The organism is Streptomyces typhae (assembly GCF_009755605.1).
GTDB lineage: Bacteria > Actinomycetota > Actinomycetes > Streptomycetales > Streptomycetaceae > Streptomyces > Streptomyces typhae.
This window is the reverse complement of record NZ_WPNZ01000009.1, coordinates 179729-196193: the sequence shown is the minus strand read 5'-3', so window position 1 is coordinate 196193 and position 16465 is coordinate 179729. Positions and strand designations below refer to the sequence as shown.

The following is a 16465-nucleotide window of genomic DNA, read 5'->3' as shown; positions in this document are numbered from 1 at the left end:
CCGGCCGTCTTCGGACCAGTCGCGGGCCGGTCGCAGGCCAGGCGCGGCCTGGACGCAGGCCAGTCGCGGCCCGGTCACGGTCCGACGCCCCGGCCCGCTGCCGGGAGCCGTACTGCCAGGAGACCGCACCGCCGGAAGACCGCACCGCCGGAAGACCGCACCGCCTCTCATGGGGCTCCGCCCCTCGCCCCCTGTCGGCCTCCGGCATCGTCCTCGAACGCCGGACGGGCCGGAAAAGCCCCAGGCGGGCTGAGAAAAGCCCCAGGCGGGCTGGAATCCGGGGAGGGGGACCGGCCTGGCTGGAAAGCCGGATGTGCCGTCGGCCCCGCCCTGGACCTCACCTCGGTCCCGAACGGCCCGAACTCCGCCGCCGCCGTGACGTCCGACACCTCCCCCACCACCTCGCACCGCACCACCCGTGCGCCCTGCGCCCGCGCGACCCTCTCGGCCCGCGCACACGCGTCCGCCGGTCCGCCCACCCAGTGGTCCGCCGCCGCCAGCGCCGCCAAGTCGGCAGCACCACCCGCCCGATGACGGGCCACCGTCGCCTGCCCCATGGCCAGCACGGCCCCGGCTACCACGCACAGCACGGCCATGCCCACCACGACCCACACCGTCGCGGAACCCCGGTCCGCCGCGCGCCCCGTACGCCTCACATGCACCACAAGGCGTACAAGACCCACATGCACCGCACGCCATACAAGCCCCGGACGCCCCCTCCTCACGGCCCCACCTCCACGGCCCCGGTCCCCACGGCCCCCGTCCCCACGGTCTCCTCCGCCATGGCCACCGCCTCCGCCCGCAGCCGCAGGGCAAGCCCCAGCAACCTCGGGCCCGGCATCCGTGCCGTGACCTCCACCCGGACCAGATCGCCCTCTCGGCGCACCGCCACGTTCGCACCGCGCGGCGCCGCCTGCCGGGCCACGGCGACCGCTGTGCCCCGCGGGTCCTGGCGGGCCATCGCGCGGGCCCCGGCCCTGGCCGCGTCCACGCACTGGATCTGCGCGGACGCGGCCATGAGCGCCCATACGAGGGCCATCGTGAAGAGCACGAGCGTCGGCAGCACCACCGCCGCCTCCGCCGTCACATACCCGCCGTCACGCCGGGCGCGGCGCCCCTCAGAACTGGGCATCGAGCGCCCCCGCCACCACCGCTTGCAGCGCGGACTTCACCGGCCCGCTCGTCACGACCTTGAAGAGCAGCCCGGCGAACGCCACGGTCGCGATGATCCCCATGGCGTACTCGGACGTCACCATCCCGGAATCCCTCGCGAGGCCGTGCCTCCGCCGCGTCGTCCAGGGCCCCGGTCCGGCCCCCGAAGCCCGCGCCGGCCGCCGCTCCCAGCGCAACCACCGCGCCAGCCGCGCCACATACCGCCGGGCCGACTCCCGCACCCGCCTCCGCCTCCACGCACCGGCCCCCGTGCCGATCCCCACGTCGAACCTCATGACATCCCCCATGACAACTCCCGCTTCTCTTCCGTCAGCCGTTCAGAGATCGCAGATCCGAGCTCGCAGCTCCGAACTCCGCGTTCTTGTCCTGCCGCCCGTACGACATCTCGCCCGCTCTGCCGCCTCACCGTCCGCTCATCAAGCCCCCCGCCAGTCCGATCACCACCGGCACCACCCCGACCGCGAGGAACGTGGGCAGGAAGCACAGCCCCACCGGTGCCGTCATCAGCACCGCGGCCCGGCGGGCCCCCGCGGTCGCGGCTCGGCCCTGTTCGGCTCTGCAGTCAGCCGCGAGCCTGGCCACGGGAGCGGCCGTGGGCACCCCCGACTCGGCCGCCCGCTCCAGGAGTCGGGCCAGCGCTCCGGCCCCCGGGATCCGGCCCACCTGCCGCCAGGCATCGGCGGGAGCACCGCCGAGCCGCACCTGCGCCGCACCCGACGCGAGCCGCTCCCCCACCGGCCCCCCGAGGGACTCACCGACGGCCTGAGCCGCTTCCACGGGCCCCGCTCCCGCTGTCACGCAGGACGCCAGCAGATCAGCAGCCAAGGGGAGTTGGCGGGCTGCCCGCGCCATGTCGGCGTCCTCCTTCCGGTCGGCACCCGGACGCAGCCGCCACACACAGCACCCGGCGAGCACCCCGATCCCGCATCCCGTGACTCCGCCGACCAGAGCCCACCCGGCACCCACCACCCCGGCGACCACCAGCCATCTGCGCACCGGCTCCCGCCACCCGGAGGCAGCAACCCCGCCTCGCGCATGCCCCGGCACGTCCCCGGGGCGGACCCTCCCCCGTCGGAGTCCCGGCCACCGTGATCCCCATGGCCTACGTGCACCCTGCGGTCTCCGCGACCTCGCCGCCCCCCATGGCCGCTCCGGCCGCTCCGACCGCTCCGGCCGCTCTGAGCGCTCCGGACCCTCTGCGCGCCCCGGCCGCTCTGCGCGCTCGCCCTGCCGCCCAGCAGTGCCCAGAAGCACCGCCGCCCGTCGTGCCGCCGCCCGCTCCCGCCGGGCCGCGACCACTGTCAGCCCCAGCCACACCACCGCCGCCGCCAACCACACGACCACCCCCAGCCTGTGGATAACTTCTCCGCCCCCGGCCGAGCCGGCCGCTCTGGCCACGCCCACCGGTCCAGACACTCCCGCCGCCCCGATCAGGTCGACTGCTCCGGGCAGCCCGACCGGACCAGCAGAGTCAGCAGGCCCAGCAGGCCCAGCAAGCCCAACAAGCCCAACAAGCCCAACAGGCCCAACGGAGCTAACCGAACCGGCCCCACCACCTCCTACCAGCGCACCCCCCATCGAAACGATCACCTCTCGTCTCATCGCCCCCTCCCCTCCGCCCTCCGCACGATCCGCAGCGCCCACCACGCGCCCGCGCCTTCGAGAAGGCCGCCCACGAGCAGACAGACCAGCCCCGGGCCCGTGTGCAGCAGCACCCGCAGAGGTGCGGCCCCAAGGGCCGCGCCCATGAGCAGACCCAGGGCGGGCAGGCCCGCGAGCATCAGGGCCGTCGACCGGGCTCCGGCCAACTGGGCACGCAGGTCGGCCTCCTGGTCCCGCTCCGCGCGCAGCGCCCCTTCGAGCCGTTCGAGGCCCGCAGCGAGCCCGGCGCCCCGGTCCACGGCGACCCGCCAGCACGCGGCAAGCCCGACCAGGCCTTCGGCTCCCGGCTCCCGGGCGGCCTCCCGCAACGCGCCCGGCACGTCGCCGCCGAACCGCGCCGCCGCCAGCACGCCGGTCCGCGCGCTTCCTAGGCCCCGCTCGACCGCCTCGCCGGATTCCGCGGCCGACTGCAACGCCTGCGTGGGATGCCGTCCCGCCCGCACCTCGCAGGCGAGCGCCCCGCACAGGGCGATCACCGCCCCGGCCCTCCGCTCCCGCTCACGGCGCGCCTGCCGCTCCCTGCGCACACGACCCGCGAGCGGCAGGCCGACCGCCGCCGCGACGAGGGGCAGCAGGGACTCGCCCAGGAGACCGACCAGCGCCCCGCCCGGCAGGAGCCAGACCTCGCGCCCCAGTCGCCCCCGCACCCGCGCGCTCCACCGATGCCACCAAGGGGCTCGCGCCGCGTCACCCGCCGAGAGCGCCGACCGGGCCCGCCGCGTACCGCGCGCCGCCCGCATGCGCCCGCCCAGGAGCCATACCGATCCGCCCGCGCACAGCGCGGCTCCGCACACCGCCGCCCTGCTCACGCCTCCTCCCCCGGCCCACCCGATCCACCCGGCACCTCGTACACCCGTCGGCCGGCACGGTCACCTGGAGCACGCAGAGTGCCCACATCCTTGAGGTCACCTTGGCCGCCTTGGCCGCCTCGGTCGCCTCGGTCGCCGCCGCGATCGCCTTGGTCGCCTTGGCCTCCGAGATCACCCTGAATCCTTCGATGGCCGCGTCCACCGCGGCGTGCGAGCAGGGTGCTCAGCCTCGGCCAGCCGCGTTCGCGGACGAAGCCCCGCGCGCCCCAGCGCAGCGCGGGCACGGTCGTCACCAGGCCCGACGGGCCGCGCTCCAGGACCTGCACCTCCGCCAGGCGGCGTCGGCCCGCAGGGTCCCGGACCAGATGGAGGACCACGGACACGGCGGCCGCCAGCTGGCTGTGCAGCGCCGCGCGGTCGAGCCCGGCGGCCGTGCCCAGCGCCTCCAGGCGGGCGGGCACGTCGGCGGCGGCGTTCGCGTGCACCGTGCCGCAGCCGTCGTGGCCCGTGTTCAGAGCGGCCAGGAGATGCACCACCTCGGCACCCCGTACCTCGCCCACCACGAGCCGGTCCGGGCGCATCCGCAGGGCCTGGCGCACCAGGTCGTCCAGGCCCACCGCGCCCACGCCCTCCTGGTTGGGCGGCCGGGCCTCCAGGCGCACCACGTGCGGATGGTCGGGGCGCAGCTCCGCGGAGTCCTCGGCGAGGACGATCCGCTCCCGCTGCCCGACGAGGCCGAGCAGGGTGGAGAGCAGTGTCGTCTTGCCGCTGCCCGTGCCCCCGCTGACCAGGTAGGAGAGGCGGGCGTCGAGCAGTCGGTGGAGCATTCGGTCGCCGCCGGGCGGCACCGTGCCCGCGGCGACCAGTTCGGGGAGCGTGAAGGCGCGGGGCCGTACGACGCGCAGGGACAGGCAGGTCGAGCCGACGGCGACCGGCGGGAGCACCGCGTGCAGGCGGGTGCCGTCCGGCAGGCGGGCGTCGACCCAGGGCCGCGCGTCGTCGAGGCGCCGTCCCGCCACGGTCGCGAGCCGCTGGGCGAGGCGCCGGACCGCCGTGGCGTCCCGGAAGGCGACGTCCGTGAGCTCCAGGCCGCGGCCGCGGTCCACCCAGACGCGGTCCGGAGCGGACACCAGGACGTCGGTCACCGCCGGGTCTTCGAGCAGGGGCTCCAGCGGCCCGGCACCCACCAGCTCCGAGCGCAACTCATCGGCCGCGCCGAGGACTTCGGCGTCCCCCAGGACACGCCCTTGGGCGCGCAGTGCCTCGGCGACCCGGGCCGGCGTCGGCTCGGTGCCGTTCGCCGCGAGCCACTGCCGTACCCCGTCCAGCATCCGGGCGCCCACGACCGCGCTCACGCGCCCTCACCGGCCCCGGCGGGCAGCCGCTCCCAGAAGGCCGTGCAGAACCGGGCGAGCGGTCCGCGCACTGCGCCGCCCGGGGGCCGCCCGCCGCGTCCGGCGGCCCGCAGGCCGTGCTCCCACGGCAGCACGCCGGCGAGCGGGAGGCCGAGCAGCCGGGCCGCCTCGTCCGCGTCCAGCTTGTCGCCCGCGCACGGGTCGGGGCCCGGGGTGGCGACGACGCGCAGATCCCGCAGGACCATGCCCGCTGCCGACGCGACCCGGCGCGCCCCCGCCACCGCGCGCAGCTCCGCTGGCACCAGGAGCAGGCCGAGGTCCAGCTGCGCCAGGGACTCGGCGACCACCTCGTCCACCCGGCGCGGCAGGTCGACGACCACGACGCCGCCGCGCCTGCGGGCGGCGGCCAGGACGGCTCGTACGGCTTCGGGGGCGATGGCCACGGCGTCGCCGCGGTCCCAGCTGAGGACCCGCAGATCGTGCAGCGCGGGCAGCGACTCCTCCAGGGCGCCCCCGCCGACCCGGCCCCGGGACCGGGCGAACGCGGGCCAGCGCAGGCCCTCGGCGGTCTCCCCGCCGAGCAGCACGTCGAGTCCGCCGCCGAGCGGGTCGGCGTCGACCAGCATGGTGCGCCGCCCGGACCGCGCCGCCGTGACCGCCAGCGCGCACGCCAGCGTGGAGGCTCCTGCGCCGCCGCGGCCGCCGATGACACCGACGGTCAGGGCGGGCCTGCCGACGCCTTCCGCGACGTCGGCGATGCGGTCGACCAACCACTGTTCACCGTCGGGAAGGACGAGCACGTCGTCCGCGCCGATCTCCACGGCGCGCCGCCACACCCCCGGGTCGTCCTGGTCCCGGCCCACGAGCACCACTCCGCGCCGCCGGGTCGCGCCGCGCACCCGGTCCGCCGCGTCGTCCCCGACGAGGACGAGCGGCGCGGACTCCCAGCCGCCCCTGCGCTCGGGCACGCCGTGGTGCACCTCCGGGCGCGCTCCTGCCGCCGCGCACAGCCGCAGCAGGTCGTCGAGCAGGTCCACGTCCTCGGTGACGATCAGCGGTCCGCCCGCCTGTTCCCCGGACGACGGCGGCGTGCCGCATGCAATGACTTCACTCACGATCTTCCGGCCCCCTCTCGCTGCAAGTCCCTTCGAATGCGCGGTTGTGCGCATCCGGATCTGCGTACGCGAAGACCGGCCAATGGAATCCGGCCATGAACTTCACGAACGGAATCCAGCGTGCGGCGGTCCGGGAAATCGTGTGGATCTTGGTCGATAACTGTGGAGAACGGACCGGCTGTGAATATCTCCTTCACCCATACCGGTGACGGCCCGAACGTCTTCCACAGCGCAGCCCCGTGGACACACACAGTGACGAATCTTCCGCGCTCGGCATCGTCGCCACCAAGGCGCGACAAGCGTGCGAACGATCAGACAAGATCAGGAAAGATCGGAAAGGGAGGGCAAAAACCCATCCGGACATGCGACGACCCCCGCCGGGGGGGAGAGCGGGGGTCGTCCCCTCGGTCCGACTCGGGGGGGGAGGAGCCAGACCGGGTTAGCACGGTCGCGAACGATCCGTGACTTCCATGGTGTACCCGAGAGCCTTCTCAGGCAAACCCACGCGCCTCAGCTTACGCCGAATGGCGGGCGCCTATGCTCGACCTCGTGGAAAACCACTCCCTGCCCCGGACAGCCGCCTTCTTCGACCTGGACAAGACGGTCATTGCGAAGTCGAGCACGCTCACCTTCAGCAAGTCGTTCTACCAAGGCGGCCTGATCAACCGCAGGGCGGTGTTGCGAACCGCATATGCCCAGTTCGTGTTCCTGGCCGGCGGAGCCGACCACGACCAGATGGAGCGCATGCGCGCGTACCTGTCCTCGCTGTGCCGGGGATGGAACGTCCAGCAGGTCAAGGAGATCGTCGCGGAGACGCTGCACGACCTGATCGACCCCATCATTTACGACGAGGCCGCCTCGCTCATCGAGGAGCACCACACCGCGGGACGCGATGTGGTCATCGTCTCCACCTCGGGCGCCGAGGTGGTCGAGCCGATCGGTGAACTCCTGGGCGCGGACCGGGTGGTGGCCACCCGCATGGTCGTCGGCGACGACGGCTGCTTCACGGGCGAGGTGGAGTACTACGCGTACGGCCCGACCAAGGCGGAGGCCGTCCGGGAACTCGCCGAGTCCGAGGGGTACGACCTGGAGCGCTGCTTCGCCTACAGCGATTCGGCCACGGACATCCCCATGCTCGAGTCCGTGGGCCATCCGCACGCCGTCAACCCGGACCGGGCACTGCGCCGCGAGGCCCTCGTGCGCGAGTGGCCGATTCTGGACTTCCACCGCCCCGTGCGCCTCAAGCAGCGGCTGCCCGCACCCCGCCGCCCCGCGCTCGTCGCGGCGGCCGCGGTCGGCGCCGCCGCCGCGACCGCGGGCATCGTGTGGTTCGCAAGCCGTCGCCGCGCCACTGCCGGCTGAGGCCCCGACCAGGGACGGAGCATCCATCGACGCGCCCTGGGGAGCCGTCCGCGGACCGTCGGCAGGACCACCGCGAGACCGTCGCCCGATTCACCCTTGTTTGAACACAAAAGTAAAGAAGTGCAGCCAGGGCTTCCACTTGCTCCAGGACAGGAGTACAAAGGAGTCAACGGCCCGCGAGACCAAGGAAATCCGAGAGGATCACCTTTAACCGCAATGATTGGCCCCACGGACCGAAGCATGGTCATCGAGCACCCACGCGACGTCGACCCGTCGATTACGGGCCAGCCGCACCAGGTGACGGGCAAAGCTCCCGACCTGATGGGCAAATCTTCGAGGACGCTTGGTAACCCGGTGAACATGCCAGCGGCGGTACGAATTCTCGTACCGCCGCAACTCTGTTCCAGGGCCGCAGCCCTGCTCCGAGTAGGTTCGGGCTCCGCCCCGGACCCCGACCGGGTCGGCCGACCGCCTCAGGCGGCCCCGCGCTGGAGCGCCTCGCACACCGCGGTCGACTCCCTCGCGCCCAGTTCGACCGCCGTCCCGCAGTGCGTGATCCAGGCGGCCATGCCCTCCGGAGTGCCGGACACGTAGCCCTCCAGGGCACCCACGTAGGCCGCGCGCCCCAGTTCCGCGTGACCAGCCTCCGCGGGGCAGACGGACTTCGGGTCCAGGCCGCTGCCCACCAGGACGATGCGCTCGGCGGCACGCGCGACCAGGCCGTTGCACGAGCCGAAGGGCCGCAGGGCCGCCAGCTCGCCGTGCACCACGGCCGCCGTCACCAGAGCCGGCGCCGCACTGCCCGCGATCACCAGCTGCGCGAGCCCTTCGAGCCGCCCCGCCACCTCGTCGGCGTCCGGCAGATCCAGCTCGATCAGCGGCTCGAACACCGGCTCGCCCGCGAGCCGCGGACGGCCCGCGGCCGCGTCGGAGTCGGCCGCGGCGACGAGATGCAGCCGGGCGAGGACACGCAGCGGCGACTGCCGCCAGATGGAGAGGAGCTGCCCTGCCTCCGCGCTCAGCCGCAACGCGGCCCCCATCACGCGCGCGTCGCCCTCACCACTGAAGTCACTGCGCCTGCGGACCTCCTCCAGGGCCCACTCGGCGCCCGAGAGCGACGCGGACCCGCGGGCTCCGCGCAGCGCCGCCTCAGAGGTGACCTCGTTGCTGCGCCGCCGCATGACCCGGTGGCCGTAGACCCGGTCGACGGCCTTGCGCACGGAGTCCACGGCGTCGGGCACACCGGGCAGCGCGCTGAGAGCGACCAACGGATCGGCATTCGTACTCATGAGTACGACCCTACGCACCAGGGGCGCACCCGCCACGAAGGAGTGGTCTTCTTCACGAGAACCGGCCACTCCCGTCGAACGCGGGGCCGCGCGCAAGATCACATCGCTACGCTACATGAACATGAAGATCGCTTTCGTAGGGAAGGGCGGCAGCGGAAAGACCACGCTGTCCTCGCTCTTCATCCGACACCTCGCCGCCACCGGCGCACCCGTCGTCGCAGTGGACGCCGACATCAACCAGCATCTGGGCGCGGCCCTCGGCCTCGACGACGAGCAGTCGGCCCAACTGCCCGCCATGGGCGGCAGGCTGCCGTTGATCAAGGACTATCTGCGCGGCACCAACCCGCGCATCACCGGAACCGACGCAATGATCAAGACGACTCCGCCCGGTGCGGGCTCGCGATTGCTGCGGATCTGCGAGGACAACCCGGTGTACGAAACGTGTGCGCGGGCGGTGGAACTCGACGGCGGCGCCGTGCGTTTGATGGTCACCGGGCCCTTCACCGAAGCCGACCTCGGTGTCGCCTGCTACCACTCCAAGACGGGAGCGGTCGAACTGCTCCTGAACCACCTGGTCGACGGCCGCGACGAGTACGCGGTGGTCGACATGACCGCGGGCTCCGACTCCTTCGCCTCCGGGATGTTCACCCGCTTCGACATGACGTTCCTCGTCGCCGAGCCGACCAGGAAGGGAGTCTCCGTCTATCGCCAGTACAAGGACTACGCACAAGACTTCGGCGTCGACCTCAAGGTCGTCGGCAACAAGGTGCAGGGCCAGGACGACCTCGACTTCCTGCGCGAGCAGGTCGGCGACGACCTCCTGGTGACGGTCGGGCACTCCGACTGGGTGCGCTCCATGGAGAAGGGCCGTCCGCCCCGGTTCACCCTCCTGGAAGAGACCAACCACCTCGCCCTGAAGACGCTCCAGGAAGCGGCCGACGCCACGTACGAGCGCCGCGACTGGGAGCGCTACACCCGCCAGATGGTCCACTTCCACCTGAAGAACGCCCAGAGCTGGGGCAACGAGCGGACCGGAGCCGACCTGGCCGCCCAGGTCGACCCCGACTTCGTCCTGCGCGAGCACGCACCGGCGACGGCCTGACGGCCGCGGGCGGCGCACGGCGGGTCTGCCCGGGGGCACCCCCACCGGCCCCCACCGGACCCGCCCGGCTCACCGCTTGGCCGGCTCCGCGCCCGGGACCCCCTTGGGCGCGGGGGCGGGCCTGGCGGACAGGAAGGCGCGCCAGCCCTCCTTGGGTGCCTCGCCGACGCCGAGCCTGGACAGCCTGGCGAGGACCTTCGGGTCCTGTGCGTCCAGCCAGTCGGCGAGCTGCCGGAAGGAGACACAGCGCACCTGCCGCTTGGTGCAGACGCGCTCGATGGTCTCCTCGATGGCACGCATGTACGCGCCGCCGTTCCACGACTCGAAGTGGTTGCCGATGACGAGGGGGGCACGGTTGCCCTCGTAGGCGCGCCGGAAGCCCTTCAGCAGACCGTCGCGCATCTGGTCGCCCCAGTACTCGTGCTTGTCAGGGTCGCCCTGCGAGGTGGAACCGGACTGGTTCACCATGAAGTTGTAGTCCATGGTGAGCGTCTCGAAGCCGCGGCCGGGGACCGGGACGAGCTGCATCGACAGGTCCCAGAGGCCGCGCTTCTTCTTGGGCCAGAGCTGGTTGTTCACGCCGCTGGTGTCGTAGCGGAAGCCGAGTTCGCGGGCCGCGCGCATGAAGTTGGTGCGGCCTTCGAGACAGGGCGTGCGGGCGCCGATCAACTCGCGGTCGTAGTCGAAGGGCAGGGGCTTCGCGCCGCTCCGGCCCGTGTTGGTCTTCCACGCCTTCACGAAGGACTTGGCCTGGCGGATCTCGCTCTTCCAGTCCTCGACCGACCACTCGCCGACACCGCGCCCCGCGCCGCAGAAGTGACCGTTGAAGTGGGTGCCGATCTCGTTGCCCTCCAGCCAGGCGCCGCGGAGCTGCTCCACGGTGTCCTTGATTCCCCGGCGGTCGTTGAAGCCGATGTCCGAGGCGCCGGCCAGATGCTGGGGCGGCTTGTAGAGCTTGCGCTTGCTTTCGGGGAGCAGGTACACGCCGCTGAGGAAGTACGTCATCGTCGTGTTGTTCCGCTTGGCGACCTTGCGGAAGTGGGAGAACAGCTTCTGGCTGTCCTCGCCCGCGCCGTCCCAGGAGAAGACCACGAACTGCGGGGGTTTCTGGCCCGGTCTGAGCCGCTCGGGACGGGGCAGGTTCGGCTGCTGACCCGTGAACGCGGTCGAGCCGTCCCCGATCAGCCGCACCGCTGTCTTGGGCGCAGGGGCGCCCGGCGGCTTCTTCGCGCCGTGAGCGCCTGACTCCGCGCCGGACCCGTCGTCCGCGCATCCCGCCAACGCCACCGCGCCGACCGCGAGCGCGACCAGGCCGGCGCCCGCCCGCCGCGCCCGCGCGCCACCGCGGCCCTGGCCGGTACGTCCCTGGTCAGGACGGCCCTGTTCAGTACGGTCCTGGGCGGCTGAGGTCCTTGGGGTGGCGGCCATCTTCCGCCCACCTTCTTCCGTGCAAGTCGGGACAGAACGGCAGCAACTTCGCATGGCGCTCGCGAAGATCCATTCCGACAAGCCGACCAGTATTTTTATTCACTCATTGGAGTGATCAACTGACCCATTTGCGGCTAAAGTCCATGTACGGCCTTTACTCTGCATTACGATTCGTTTACTGAGAGTTGAGGCATCCCGCCGCTGCAACGCCGTGACCCACGGCCGCGACCCGCCCCCCGGCAACCGCCGGAGGACCCCCTGTTCCGCGACCGCGCCGCCCCGGAGGAGACGGGAAACATGTCTGCCTGCGTCCCCACCAGCGCCACCGACCCGGCTCACGACCCCCCGGCCCAGCAGCCGCACGCGCCACCGCCGCGCAAGAAGTTCCGCATCGCCGGCGCCGACGTCTCCGCGTCCATCGCCGTCTTCCTGATCGCCCTGCCGCTTTCCCTGGGCATCGCCCTCGCGACCGGCGCCCCGCTCCAGGCGGGCCTGGTCGCCGCCGCCGTCGGCGGCCTCGTCGCCGGTCGTCTCGGCGGCTCCCCGCTCCAGGTCAGCGGCCCCGCCGCCGGTCTCACGGTCGTCACCGCCGACCTCATCCAGCGGTACGGATGGCGGACCACCTGCGCCATCACCGTCCTCGCCGGGCTCGCTCAGATCGGCCTCGGCTGCCTGCGGGTGGCACGCTCGGCGCTCGCCGTGAGCCCGGCCGTCGTCCACGGCATGCTCGCCGGTATCGGCGTCACCATCGCCGTCGCCCAGCTCCACATCGTCCTCGGCGGGACGCCCCAGAGCTCCGTGATCTCCAATCTCGGCGCGCTGCCCGCCCAGTTGGCCGACCTGCATCCGGCGGCCGTGTCGATCAGCGTCCTGACCCTGGTGGTCCTGCTCCTGTGGCCCCGGATCCCCGGCCGTGCCGGGCGGATGGCGCGCGTCGTCCCCGCCCCACTCGTCGCCGTCACCGCCGCCACCGCCCTCACCGGCGCGACGGGCCTCGCCATGGACAAGGTGGACCTGCCCTCCTGGCGCAGCCACGCACTGGCCGGACTGCCCGACGGCCCCGTTCTCGGCCTCGCGGCGGCGGTGCTCACGACGACGCTGGTGTGCAGCGTCCAGTCGCTGCTCGGCGCGGTCGCCATCGACAAGCTCACCTCCCAGCGCACCAGTGAGCAGGGCCGCCCCGGCCGCTCCGATCTCGACCGCGAGCTGCTCGGCCAGGGCGCGGCGAACATGGCGTCCGGGACGCTCGGCGGACTGCCGATCGCCGGGGTGGCGGTGCGCAGCGTGGCGAACGTCCGCGCGGGCGCCGTCAGCAGGAACTCCACGATGCTGCACGGCGTTTGGGTAGTAGTGGCCGCCCTGCTCCTGGTGCCCGTCCTGGAGCTGATCCCGCTCGCCGCCCTCGCCGCGCTCGTCATGGCCATCGGCATCCGGATGGTCAGCCTGAACCACATCCGTACGGTCAGCAGGCACCGCGAGATCCTCGTCTACGTCGCCACCGTCCTCGGCGTGGTCGTGTTCGGAGTCCTGGAAGGCGTCACCATCGGCATCGGCGTCGCGGTGTCCGTCGCCCTGCACCGCCTCGCCCGCACCCGCATCACCTGCGAGGAGGACTCGGAGGGCGTGCACCACGTCCACGTACGCGGACAGTTGACGTTCCTCGCGGTGCCCCGGCTGAGCCGGTGCCTGCACCACGTTCCGCCGCGGGCGCACGCCGTCGTGGAGCTGGACGGCTCCTTCATGGACCACGCGGCGTACGAGTCGCTGCACAGCTGGCTCGACGCGCACGCCGCGCAGGGCGGCAGTGCCGAGGTCACCGGGCGCGGCGGGCAGCGCATCGCCGAGCCCGCCGCCACGTCCCAGTGCGGCTGCCGCCCCTGGACGCCCTGGCGCAACCACCAGTGCGACAGCGAGACCGAAGGCTCCCCCGAGCAGCCGGACCAGGAGCGTCCGGAGCGCCCCGAGCAGCATCAACTGGCCAAGGGGATCAGCGCGTTCCAGCGGCACACCGCGCCACGCGTGCGCGGTGAGCTGGCCCGCCTCGCGCGCGAGGGCCAGCGGCCCGTTCAGCTCTTCCTCACCTGCGCCGACTCCCGAGTGGTCACTTCGATGATCACGTCGAGCGGACCCGGGGACCTGTTCGTCGTGCGCAACGTCGGCAATCTGGTGCCGCTGCCCGGCGCCGAGAGCGGCGACGACTCGGTGGCCGCGGCGATCGAGTACGCGGTGGACCTGTTGCAGGTCAAGTCCATCACCGTGTGCGGGCATTCGGGTTGCGGCGCGATGCAGGCGCTGCTCACCACGCCGCCGACCGGGGCGCAGACGCCCCTCAAGAGGTGGCTCCGGCACGGGTTGCCCAGCCTGGCGCGGATGGCCGAGCAGGGCCTCGCCACGGGCACGGTCCCCGATGCGGGCGCGAACCTCACCACGGGCGCGGGCCCCAACGCGGGCGCGAACCTCACTGCGGGCGCACCCCCCACCGCGGCCGCGAGCCCCGCCCCCGGCGCACACCCCACCGCCGGCACGAGCCCCACCCCGGGCACCGGCACCACCGCCACCCCTGGCACAGCCACACCCGGCACACCAGGTGCACCCGGCACACACAGCTCACCCGCCCCCGAGCCCGGAACCGCCCCCACCCCCAGCCTGGAAGCCACCCCCTCCGGGCTGAAAGCCACCCCCACCCCCGGCCTGGAAGCCACCCCCTTCAGGCTGGAAGCCACACCCCCCGACCCGAAGGCCGCGCCCCCCAGGCCCTGGCCGCGCCTCGCGGGCAGGGCCCCCGCCGACGCCGTCGAGCAGCTCTGCCTCACCAACGTCGTCCAGCAGCTGGAGCACCTGCGGGCGTACGAGGTCGTGGCGAAGCGGCTTGCCGAAGGAACGCTCGAGCTGCACGGGATGTACTTCCATGTGGGCGAGGCGCAGGCGTATCTGCTGGCCGAGGGCACGGACGGCGGACGAGGGGGTGAGACGGCGCCCGCTGGGCAGGCACCCGACGAGGTGTTCAGCCAGGTCACCCCCGCCCGACCGGTAGAGGTCTAAACCAATTACCGGCAAGCCCTTGTCACCGGGGCCGGGTGTCTGATGAGCTGTGGCCTGGGACACAACGGACACCCTGGGAAAGGGAGATGTCGTGAGCAACGAAAGCCTGGCCAACCTGCTCAAGGAGGACCGCAGGTTCGCGCCGCCGGCCGACCTGGCGGCGCACGCCAACGTCACGGCGGAGGCGTATGAACAGGCCAAGGCTGACAGGCTCGGCTTCTGGGCCGCGCAGGCCCGTCGGCTGACCTGGGCCACCGAACCGACCGAGACGCTCGACTGGTCGAACCCGCCGTTCGCGAAATGGTTCAAGGACGGCCGTCTGAACGTCGCGTACAACTGCGTGGACCGCCATGTCGAGGCGGGCCACGGCGACCGGGTGGCCATCCACTTCGAAGGTGAGCCCGGGGACAGCAGGGCCATCACCTACGCCGAGCTGAAGGACGAGGTCAGCCGCGCGGCGAACGCGCTCACCGAGCTCGGCGTGAGCGCGGGCGACCGGGTCGCGGTCTATCTTCCGATGATCCCCGAGGCGGTCGTGGCCATGCTCGCGTGCGCCCGCATCGGCGCCGCGCACTCGGTGGTCTTCGGCGGCTTCTCCGCCGACGCCATCGCCGCGCGCATCAAGGACGCCGACGCCAAGCTCGTCATCACCGCCGACGGCGGCTACCGCCGGGGCAAGCCGTCCGCGCTCAAGCCCGCGGTCGACGAGGCCCTGAGCCGCGAGGGCACCCAGGGCGTGGCCAAGGTACTCGTCGTCCGGCGCACCGAGCAGGACGTGGCCTGGACCGAGGGCCGCGACCTGTGGTGGCACGACGTGGTCGGCAAGCAGTCCCCGGAGCACACGCCCGAGGCGTTCGAGGCCGAGCAGCCGCTGTTCGTCCTCTACACCTCGGGGACGACGGGCAAGCCGAAGGGCATCCTGCACACCTCCGGCGGCTACCTCACCCAGGCGTCGTACACCCACCACGCCGTCTTCGACCTCAAGCCGGAGACCGACGTCTACTGGTGCACGGCCGACATCGGCTGGGTGACGGGCCACTCGTACATCACCTACGGGCCGCTCTCGAACGGCGCGACCCAGGTGATCTACGAGGGCACCCCGGACACCCCGCACCAGGGCCGGTTCTGGGAGATCGTGCAGAAGTACGGGGTCACGATCCTGTACACGGCGCCGACGGCGATCCGTACGTTCATGAAGTGGGGCGACGACATCCCCGCGAAGTTCGACCTCAGCAGCCTGCGGGTGCTCGGGTCGGTCGGCGAGCCGATCAACCCCGAGGCGTGGGTCTGGTACCGCAAGCACATCGGCGCCGACAAGTGTCCGATCGTGGACACGTGGTGGCAGACCGAGACCGGCGCGATGATGATCTCGCCGCTGCCGGGCGTCACCGAGACCAAGCCGGGCTCCGCGCAGCGCGCGCTGCCGGGCGTCGCGGCCACCGTCGTGGACGACGAGGCGAACGAGGTGCCGGACGGCGGTGGCGGCTATCTGGTGCTCACCGAGCCGTGGCCGTCCATGCTGCGCACCATCTGGGGTGACGACCAGCGGTTCATCGACACGTACTGGTCGCGCTTCGAGGGCAAGTACTTCGCCGGGGACGGCGCGAAGAAGGACGACGACGGGGACATCTGGCTGCTCGGCCGGGTCGACGACGTCATGCTCGTCTCGGGGCACAACATCTCCACCACCGAGGTCGAATCGGCACTCGTGTCCCATCCGTCGGTCGCCGAGGCGGCGGTGGTCGGTGCCGCGGACGAGACCACCGGACAGGCCATCGTCGCCTTCGTGATCCTGCGGGGCACGGCCGACGCGGACGACGCGGAGCTGGCGGGGCAGCTGCGCAACCACGTGGGGACGGCACTCGGGCCGATCGCCAAGCCCAAGCGGATCCTCCCCGTGGCCGAGCTGCCGAAGACGCGGTCCGGCAAGATCATGCGGCGGCTGCTGCGGGATGTCGCGGAGAACCGCCAGCTCGGTGACGTGACCACGCTGACGGACTCCTCCGTGATGGACCTGATCCAGACCAAGCTGCCGGCCGCGCCCAGCGAGGACTGATACCGCGCCACATCCGAGGGCACACCCGGCAAGGGCATCCGGCGCCACCCGCGCCGGGTGCCCTTTGTGCGC

Annotated in this window: 13 protein-coding genes; 4 read left to right on the top strand and 9 right to left on the bottom strand. The window is 72.7% G+C overall.

All coding sequences use genetic code 11. From position 1 onward, the window contains the following. Window positions 1-167 precede the first annotated feature (167 nt). From GPA10_RS18165 to ssd, 7 genes are all read right to left on the bottom strand, one after another. Window positions 168-596 (bottom strand): Rv3654c family TadE-like protein, encoded by a 429-nt coding sequence (locus GPA10_RS18165; protein ID WP_157166544.1) that lies wholly within the window; start codon window positions 594-596, stop codon window positions 168-170. A 125-nt stretch (window positions 597-721) separates the two neighbouring features. After that, complete coding sequence (locus GPA10_RS18160; RefSeq protein ID WP_157166415.1) at window positions 722-1132, bottom strand: TadE family type IV pilus minor pilin; 411 nt, start codon at window positions 1130-1132, stop codon at window positions 722-724. Further along, complete coding sequence (locus GPA10_RS43710) at window positions 1119-1256, bottom strand: DUF4244 domain-containing protein (protein WP_107450499.1); 138 nt, start codon at window positions 1254-1256, stop codon at window positions 1119-1121. Before GPA10_RS43710 ends, GPA10_RS18160 begins: the two co-directional genes overlap by 14 nt. A 319-nt stretch (window positions 1257-1575) precedes the next feature. Next, complete coding sequence (locus tag GPA10_RS42530; protein WP_343041047.1) at window positions 1576-2220, bottom strand: type II secretion system F family protein; 645 nt, start codon at window positions 2218-2220, stop codon at window positions 1576-1578. 551 nt (window positions 2221-2771) lie between these two features. Further along, window positions 2772-3575, bottom strand: coding sequence for a type II secretion system F family protein (locus GPA10_RS18145; protein WP_157166542.1), 804 nt, complete (start codon window positions 3573-3575; stop codon window positions 2772-2774). Between the two features lie 65 nt (window positions 3576-3640). Further along, the gene (locus GPA10_RS18140) at window positions 3641-4975 is read right to left on the bottom strand and encodes a TadA family conjugal transfer-associated ATPase (RefSeq protein WP_246259391.1); all 1335 of its coding nucleotides are present in this window, start codon (window positions 4973-4975) and stop codon (window positions 3641-3643) included. A gap of 20 nt (window positions 4976-4995) precedes the next feature. After that, window positions 4996-6114: a septum site-determining protein Ssd gene (ssd, locus tag GPA10_RS18135; RefSeq protein WP_343041046.1), complete on the bottom strand. Its 1119-nt coding sequence runs from the start codon at window positions 6112-6114 to the stop codon at window positions 4996-4998. A gap of 537 nt (window positions 6115-6651) precedes the next feature. On the opposite strand from ssd, the gene GPA10_RS18130 reads away from it, so the two are divergent. Further along, window positions 6652-7476 carry an HAD family hydrolase gene (locus GPA10_RS18130; protein WP_157166412.1) on the top strand — a complete coding sequence of 275 codons (825 nt, stop codon included), beginning with the start codon at window positions 6652-6654 and terminating at the stop codon, window positions 7474-7476. Between the two features lie 473 nt (window positions 7477-7949). Here the strand turns inward: GPA10_RS18130 and GPA10_RS18125 are convergent, their stop codons facing one another. Beyond that, window positions 7950-8765: a Fic family protein gene (locus GPA10_RS18125; RefSeq protein ID WP_157166411.1), complete on the bottom strand. Its 816-nt coding sequence runs from the start codon at window positions 8763-8765 to the stop codon at window positions 7950-7952. A 115-nt stretch (window positions 8766-8880) separates the two neighbouring features. Here GPA10_RS18125 and GPA10_RS18120 point away from each other — a divergent pair, with 115 nt between their 5' ends. Next, entirely contained in the window at window positions 8881-9867 is a 987-nt protein-coding gene (locus tag GPA10_RS18120) for an ATP-binding protein (RefSeq protein ID WP_157166410.1), read from the top strand. A gap of 69 nt (window positions 9868-9936) precedes the next feature. Here the strand turns inward: GPA10_RS18120 and GPA10_RS18115 are convergent, their stop codons facing one another. Further along, on the bottom strand, window positions 9937-11295 hold the full coding sequence (locus GPA10_RS18115; RefSeq protein WP_246259360.1) for a polysaccharide deacetylase family protein: 1359 nt from the start codon (window positions 11293-11295) through the stop codon (window positions 9937-9939). A gap of 297 nt (window positions 11296-11592) precedes the next feature. Between GPA10_RS18115 and GPA10_RS18110 the strand changes: the two genes are divergently transcribed. Then, window positions 11593-14337, top strand: coding sequence for a bifunctional SulP family inorganic anion transporter/carbonic anhydrase (locus GPA10_RS18110; RefSeq protein WP_246259358.1), 2745 nt, complete (start codon window positions 11593-11595; stop codon window positions 14335-14337). A 49-nt stretch (window positions 14338-14386) separates the two neighbouring features. Continuing rightward, window positions 14387-16393: an acetate--CoA ligase gene (acs, locus tag GPA10_RS18100; RefSeq protein WP_343041045.1), complete on the top strand. Its 2007-nt coding sequence runs from the start codon at window positions 14387-14389 to the stop codon at window positions 16391-16393. Window positions 16394-16465: the final 72 nt, after the last annotated feature.

What these genes read in the sequence shown, in the direction of transcription:
- GPA10_RS18125 (WP_157166411.1), bottom strand. Translation starts at nt 8,765, where the DNA reads ATGAGTACGAATGCCGATCCGTTGGTCGCTCTCAGCGCGCTGCCCGGT.
- GPA10_RS18145 (WP_157166542.1), bottom strand. Translation starts at nt 3,575, where the DNA reads ATGCGGGCGGCGCGCGGTACGCGGCGGGCCCGGTCGGCGCTCTCGGCG.
- GPA10_RS18120 (WP_157166410.1), top strand. Translation starts at nt 8,881, where the DNA reads ATGAACATGAAGATCGCTTTCGTAGGGAAGGGCGGCAGCGGAAAGACC.
- GPA10_RS18165 (WP_157166544.1), bottom strand. Translation starts at nt 596, where the DNA reads ATGGCCGTGCTGTGCGTGGTAGCCGGGGCCGTGCTGGCCATGGGGCAG.
- GPA10_RS18140 (WP_246259391.1), bottom strand. Translation starts at nt 4,975, where the DNA reads ATGCTGGACGGGGTACGGCAGTGGCTCGCGGCGAACGGCACCGAGCCG.
- GPA10_RS18130 (WP_157166412.1), top strand. Translation starts at nt 6,652, where the DNA reads ATGCTCGACCTCGTGGAAAACCACTCCCTGCCCCGGACAGCCGCCTTC.
- GPA10_RS18110 (WP_246259358.1), top strand. Translation starts at nt 11,593, where the DNA reads ATGTCTGCCTGCGTCCCCACCAGCGCCACCGACCCGGCTCACGACCCC.
- GPA10_RS18160 (WP_157166415.1), bottom strand. Translation starts at nt 1,132, where the DNA reads ATGCCCAGTTCTGAGGGGCGCCGCGCCCGGCGTGACGGCGGGTATGTG.
- GPA10_RS18115 (WP_246259360.1), bottom strand. Translation starts at nt 11,295, where the DNA reads ATGGCCGCCACCCCAAGGACCTCAGCCGCCCAGGACCGTACTGAACAG.
- GPA10_RS43710 (WP_107450499.1), bottom strand. Translation starts at nt 1,256, where the DNA reads ATGGTGACGTCCGAGTACGCCATGGGGATCATCGCGACCGTGGCGTTC.